Below are 5758 nucleotides of genomic sequence, written 5' to 3'. Positions count from 1 at the left end.
ATCGAAGTTCGGCAGCCAGCCCTCCGACTCGAGTCGCGACTCGATGTGCGGCAGCGTGCCCGAGGCGTTGACGGCCTGGCGCTCGCCCCAGAATCCTCCGGTGATGCGCACCTCGTCGAGGCCGAGCGGACGCAGGCGGCCGCGCGAGGGCACGACGGGAGCGGCAGGTGTGGTGGTGTCGATCATGGTCATCCCTTGAAGGCGCCGGACATGAATCCGCGCACGTAGTGTCGTTGCAGGATCAGGAAGAGCAGGATGCAGGGGAGCGCCAGCACGACGACCCCCGCCTCGGTGGCGCCGTAGTCGACGACGCCCTGCACCTGCCCGCGGAGGTTCGCCACCGCGAGCGGCAGCGTCATGCGGTTGGTGTCGTTGATGAGGATGAGCGGGGCCATGAAGTCGTTCCACGCCGTGAGGAACGCGAACAGGCCGACCGTGACGAGCCCGGGCTTGACCGCGGGCAGCAGCACCCGCCACAGCGCGCCCCAGCTGGAGCATCCGTCGACCATCGCGGCCTCGTCCATCTCCTTCGGGATCGACTCGAACGAGATGCGCATCATGAACATCGAGAACGGCAGCTGGAACATCGTGATCACCAGCGCGACGCCGACGAGCGAGTTCTGCAGGCCGACCGCGTTGAGGATCACGTAGAGCGGAATGAGCAGCGTCGCGTACGGCACCATCAGGATCGCGAGGGTCAGCAGGAACAGCGCGTTCTTGCCGGGGAACGAGAAGCGCGCGAACGCGTAGCCGCCCAGCAGCGAGATGAACAGCGTGAGCGCGACGGTGAGCACCGACACGAAGAGCGAGTTGCCGAGGTACACCCAGATGCCCGCCTGGTACTCGCCGAGAGCGGCGTAATTGCCGAAGCCCCAGCCGTCGGTCTGGCTGGTGCCCGCCATCGGGCTGACCGACGAGACGCCGGTCCAGATGAGCGGGTAGAGGAAGATCACCGCGAGGGCGGTGGTGAACACCCAGTACGGGATGCCGAAGACGACGCGGGCCGCCTTCGAGCGGTACCGCGGCGCGGTGGGCTGATGGTTCGGGGCGACGATGGTGCGCGTCAGGGTCTGGGACATGATTCAGCTCTCGGTTCAGTTCTCATCCGTGCGGCGGAAGGCGCGCAGCTGGAAGACGTTGATGACGATGAGCGCGAGCAGCACGATCACCGAGAGGGCGCCGGCGATGCCGAGGCTGTTCTGCCCCTGGAAGGCCACGTTGTAGATCAGCTGCACGACGGTCATGGTGCTGTTGTCGGGTCCGCCCTTGGTGAGGATGTAGAACTGCTCGAACGCGAGCAGCGACCCGGTCACGCACATGACGGTCGTGAGGGCGAAGGTCGGCTTCAGCAGCGGCACCGTGATGTCGCGGAACGTCTGCCACCGGCTCGCTCCGTCGATGCGGGCGGCCTCGTAGACGTCATCGGGGATGCCCTGCAGGCCGACCAGCATCAGCAGCATGTAGAAGCCGGCGTAGCGCCACACGATCAGGAAGATCGTCGACCACAGCGCTCCTTCGGGCGTGCCGAGGAACGTGATGCCCCACGACTTCATGAGGTTCGCGAACGGACCGGCGATGGGCGAGTACAGCACGTAGAACAGCAGCGATGCGGATGCCAGACCCAGAGCGCTCGGGATCAGGAACGCCGTGCGCAGGAATCCCTTCCACCGGGTCGACTCCTGCACGAGCAGCGCCAGGCCGAGTCCGAGGCCGATCAGGATCACGGTCGTGATGACGGTGTAGAGCAGGGTGAAGCGGATCGAGTCCCAGAAGAGGCGGTGCGTGACGGCATCCGTGTAGTTCTCGGGGAAGTTGATGCCCCGGTTGCCGCTCAGGAGCGGCCAGTCGGATGCCGACATCTGCACCACGAGCACGAGCGGCACGATGAACAGCAGGGCGACGAAGATCGCCGTCGGGGCGGCGTACAGCCAGCCCTGCACGGGTCCGCCGAAGGCGGTGGGCCGTCTGCGGCGAGGCAGCGGGGGTGCGGCCTGGGTCATCTCGTTCTCTTTCGATCGGGAGTGCGGGGTGCGCGGAAGGCGCGGGAGGATGCGGGGGCGACGCGGTCCGCGCCGCCCCCGCACGCGATCACTGCGACAGGATCGCTGTGATCTCCTCGTTGTCGGCCGGCACGGAGTCCTCGCCGTTCAGCACCGCATTGCGGACGAGGGTGAGCCACGGGCTTCCCGGAGCGTTGAACGCCTGCTGGAAGTTCAGCGCCACCGGGGTGTCGCCCTGGGCCGCGACCTCGTTGATCGTGACCAGACGGGGGTCGGCGGCCGCGTACTCGTTGTCGGCCAGGTCGCCGCGCGAGACGGCGTTTCCGTCCTTCGCGAGCACCTCGACCTGGGCGTCCTCCGACATCATCCAGTTGAGGAAGTTCCAGGCCTGCGCCGCCTTCTTCGAGTCCTTCGAGATGCCGATGCCGTCGCCGCCGACGAACGTCGAGGCGCCGCCGTCGACGCCGGGGATGCCGGCGACTCCCGCGTCGAACTGGAGCGACGGGAGCAGCGTCGCCGGGAAGGGCATCACGCCCACCTTGCCCTCGCTGAACGCGGCCGTCCAGGTGGGGCCGGCCTCGTCCGTCGAGCTGGGAAGCACGGCGCCTGCCTCTTCGAGGCCCGCCCACGTGTCGTAGACCGCCTGGGCCGAGTCGCCGTCGAGCAGGGATTCGGTGCCGTCGTCGCTCATGACCTCGTCGCCGGACGCCCAGATCGAGGGGAACCACGTGAAGACCAGGCATCCACCGCAGTTGAGGCCGGTGGCCGTGCCGTACGTGTCGGGCTTGTTCAGCGCCTGTACGGCCATGGCGGCGTCGGCGAACTCCTCGAGAGTGGCTGGTGCCTTCTCGGGGTCGAGGCCGGCCTCGGCGAAGAGCTCCTTGTTCCAGAAGAGCATCGAGAGGTCGAGGGCGAACGGCAGCACGTACTCGGCCCCGTCGACGGTGCCGGCAGAAAGGTGGCCGGGGTTGATCTCGTCCTTGAAGTCGAGCGCGTCGATCTGCTCGGACATGTCCTGGAACAGGCCCTGCTGTGCCCAGTTGGGCACATAGACGATGTCGGCGGCGAACAGGTCGGGCAGGCCGCCAGACCCTGCGGCGGCACCGACCTTGGCGACGTAGTCGTCGTTGGGGACGACCGTGAGCTCGACCTGGTTCTCGTGGCTCGCGTTGTAGGCGTCGACCAGCAGCTTGGCCTGACGCTCGATCGGAGCGCGGGTCCAGAGGGTGAGGGTCGTGCCGTCGTCTGTGCCTTCGGCGGTGATCGGCTCGTCGGACGCGGCGTCGTCTGCGGCGGGTGCGCAGGCGGCGAGAGCGCCGGTGATCAGGCCAGCCGTGAGCACGGCGGCGGAGAAGCGCCTGGCGGCGCGGGTGCGGGTGGTGTTCATGGAAGGAGCTCCTCTTGGCTCGTCTTCGAGCGGGTGCGGTGGGCGCTTCGACAGTGCAGCGCCGGAGGGGGAGAGCTGGCTTTCTCGAAATTTACGAAAACCCTTTCGAAAGGTATAGCGTGATTCTGACGAGGCCGTCAACCCTCGTTCCGATAACCTTTCAGCAACAGGGAGAGCGATGAGCGACACGAACGGATCACGGGCGGTGACCCTCGGCGATGTCGCCGCGCGCGCGGGCGTGTCGATCTCCACGGCCTCGAAGGCGCTGAACGACCGGGGCGATGTCTCGGCTGCGACGCGGGCCAAGGTGCGCGCGATCGCCGAGGAGCTCTCGTTCACCCCGAATGCCATGGCGCGAGGCCTGCTCGCCGGCCGCACCGGAACCGTCGGCCTGCTCACCAGCGACCTCGAGGGTCGCTTCATGATCCCGATCCTGATGGGAGCGGAGGATGCCTTCGGCGCCGGCCGCATCAACGTCTTCCTGTGCGATGCGCGGGGCGATGCGATCCGCGAGCAGCATCACCTGAAAGAGCTGCTGAGCCGTCGGGTCGACGGCATCATCGTCGTCGGTCGGCAGACGGATGCTCGACCTTCGCTCGGTCAGGAGATCCCGGTTCCGGTCGTCTACGCGTACGCGCCGTCCGATGATCCGCGCGATCTGTCGCTCACGCCCGACAACTACGCGGGTGGGCGCCTCGCGATCGAGCACCTGCTGGCCTGCGGGCGACGGCGCATCGCGCACATCTCGGGCGACCCGACCTACGCCGCAGCGCAGGATCGCCGCGCCGGCGCCACCGCCGCACTCGCCGACGCCGGTCTCGAACTCGTCGGCGAGCCGATGTTCTCGGAGTGGACGGAGCACTGGGGGCGGGATGCCGCCGCGATGCTGCTGAATCGGCATCCCGACATCGACGCCGTGTTCTGCGGGTCGGACCAGATCGCTCGTGGCGTGCTCGACTCGGCCCGTGATCTCGGTCGCACCGTTCCCGACGACCTCGCGGTGATCGGCTATGACAACTGGGAGGTGCTCGCGACCAACGCCCGGCCCGAGCTCACCAGCATCGACGCCAACCTGCAGCAGCTCGGCCGTCAGGCGGCCCTTCGGGTCTTCGACGCGATCGACGGGATCGACATCGGTGAGGGGTCGCACCATCTGCCGGTGCGCCTCGTGATCCGCGGATCGACGATCGCCCGGCGCTGAGCCGCCCTCGCGGGCGAGCGGCGGCCCGTCGGGTCAGACGTGGTCGCGCCAGGAGTGCTGCGGGTCGTACCCGAGAACCCGACGGGCCTTGTCGATCGACAGCAGCGTCTCGTTCGGGCCGAACTCGCGGGCGACCGGCACGTCGGGGAAGACCTCGGCGAGCAGCTCGGCGTTCGGGCGCGACATGACCGTGTCGGCCGCCGCGATGATGAAGTTGTCGAACCCGGGTGCCGCGACCTCGAGGGCGCGCTCCACAGCCTGAGCGCCGTCGCGGGCGTCGATGTAGCCCCACAGGTTCCACTTGCGGCGCAGGGCGTCGGCGTCGAAGTCCGGGAACTCGGCGTAGTCCTCCGGGTTCATCACGTTCGAGAAGCGCAGCGCCGTGATCGAGAGGTCGGGATGCCAGCGCACGAGCTCCCTCGCCAGCTGCTCCTCGAGCGTCTTGACCAGCGAGTACACCGATTCGGGGCGGGCGGGGTAGTCCTCGTCGACGGGCACGTAGGGCGGCGGCACGTCGAACGGCAGGCCCAGCACCGTCTCGCTCGACGCGTAGACGACGCGCCGAATGCCGAGGCGCACCGCGGCCCAGAACACGTTGAACGTGGCGGGCATGTTGTTGTGGAACGTGGCGACGTCGCTGCGGATGCCGGGGGCAGGGATCGCGCCCAGATGCACGACGGCGTCGATGCCCTCGTGCCGGTCGCCGACGGCTGTGAAAGCATCCACGACCTGGCCGTAATCCGTGAGGTCGACCTGCACGAAGCCGGGTCCGCGGACCCCCGCGACGTCCATGCCGATGACCTCGTGGCCGTGGGCGCGGAGTTCCCGCGCGACGACGCTGCCGAGCTTGCCCGATGATCCCGTGAGTGCGATGCGCATGTCACCAGAGTGGCACGACGGCGAGGCGTCGGGGCCGGTCGGCATACACTCGTCGGCGTGAGTGACACGAGCAGCGAGCCCCGCCGCACCGTCGGCGTGCGCGATGTCGCCGCGCTCGCCGGGGTGTCTCGGCAGACCGTGTCACGGGTGCTCAACGACCACCCCGAGGTCGCCGACGAGACCCGCGAGCGCGTGCTCTCCGCGATGACCGAGCTCGGCTACCGCATGAACAACGCCGCCCGCGCGCTGGGCACCAGGCGGTCGCGGACGCTCGGCGTGCTGGCCTCCGAC

At 68.5% G+C, this 5758-nt stretch carries 7 protein-coding genes; 2 read left to right on the top strand and 5 right to left on the bottom strand.

What is annotated here, in order from left to right; genetic code table 11:
• The 4 genes from RTM68_RS07095 to RTM68_RS07080 all read right to left on the bottom strand — a co-directional run.
• Positions 1-192, bottom strand: a 192-nt coding sequence (locus RTM68_RS07095; RefSeq protein ID WP_396654203.1) for a hypothetical protein, incomplete at its 3' end; no start/stop codon positions are given.
• Positions 189-1079, bottom strand: a complete 891-nt coding sequence (locus RTM68_RS07090) for a carbohydrate ABC transporter permease (RefSeq protein ID WP_082477973.1) — start codon at positions 1077-1079, stop codon at positions 189-191. The genes RTM68_RS07095 and RTM68_RS07090, both read right to left, overlap by 4 nt.
• A gap of 15 nt (positions 1080-1094) precedes the next feature.
• Complete coding sequence (locus RTM68_RS07085) at positions 1095-2000, bottom strand: sugar ABC transporter permease (RefSeq protein WP_312169582.1); 906 nt, start codon at positions 1998-2000, stop codon at positions 1095-1097.
• Between the two features lie 88 nt (positions 2001-2088).
• A complete protein-coding gene (locus RTM68_RS07080) occupies positions 2089-3387 on the bottom strand; it encodes a sugar ABC transporter substrate-binding protein (RefSeq protein ID WP_312169580.1) in 1299 nt (432 codons plus the stop codon).
• Positions 3388-3565: 178 nt separating this feature from the next.
• On the opposite strand from RTM68_RS07080, the gene RTM68_RS07075 reads away from it, so the two are divergent.
• Positions 3566-4588 (top strand): LacI family DNA-binding transcriptional regulator, encoded by a 1023-nt coding sequence (locus tag RTM68_RS07075; RefSeq protein WP_312169578.1) that lies wholly within the window; start codon positions 3566-3568, stop codon positions 4586-4588.
• 33 nt (positions 4589-4621) lie between these two features.
• Here the strand turns inward: RTM68_RS07075 and RTM68_RS07070 are convergent, their stop codons facing one another.
• On the bottom strand, positions 4622-5467 hold the full coding sequence (locus RTM68_RS07070) for an NAD(P)-dependent oxidoreductase (protein ID WP_312169576.1): 846 nt from the start codon (positions 5465-5467) through the stop codon (positions 4622-4624).
• Positions 5468-5524: 57 nt separating this feature from the next.
• On the opposite strand from RTM68_RS07070, the gene RTM68_RS07065 reads away from it, so the two are divergent.
• Positions 5525-5758, top strand: a 234-nt coding sequence (locus RTM68_RS07065) for a LacI family DNA-binding transcriptional regulator (protein ID WP_312169575.1), incomplete at its 3' end; no start/stop codon positions are given.

Source organism: Microbacterium sp. (assembly GCF_031988965.1).
Taxonomy (GTDB): Bacteria; Actinomycetota; Actinomycetes; order Actinomycetales; family Microbacteriaceae; genus Microbacterium.
The sequence above is the reverse complement of the archived record's forward strand: the minus strand, read 5'-3'. Positions and strand labels throughout refer to the sequence as shown.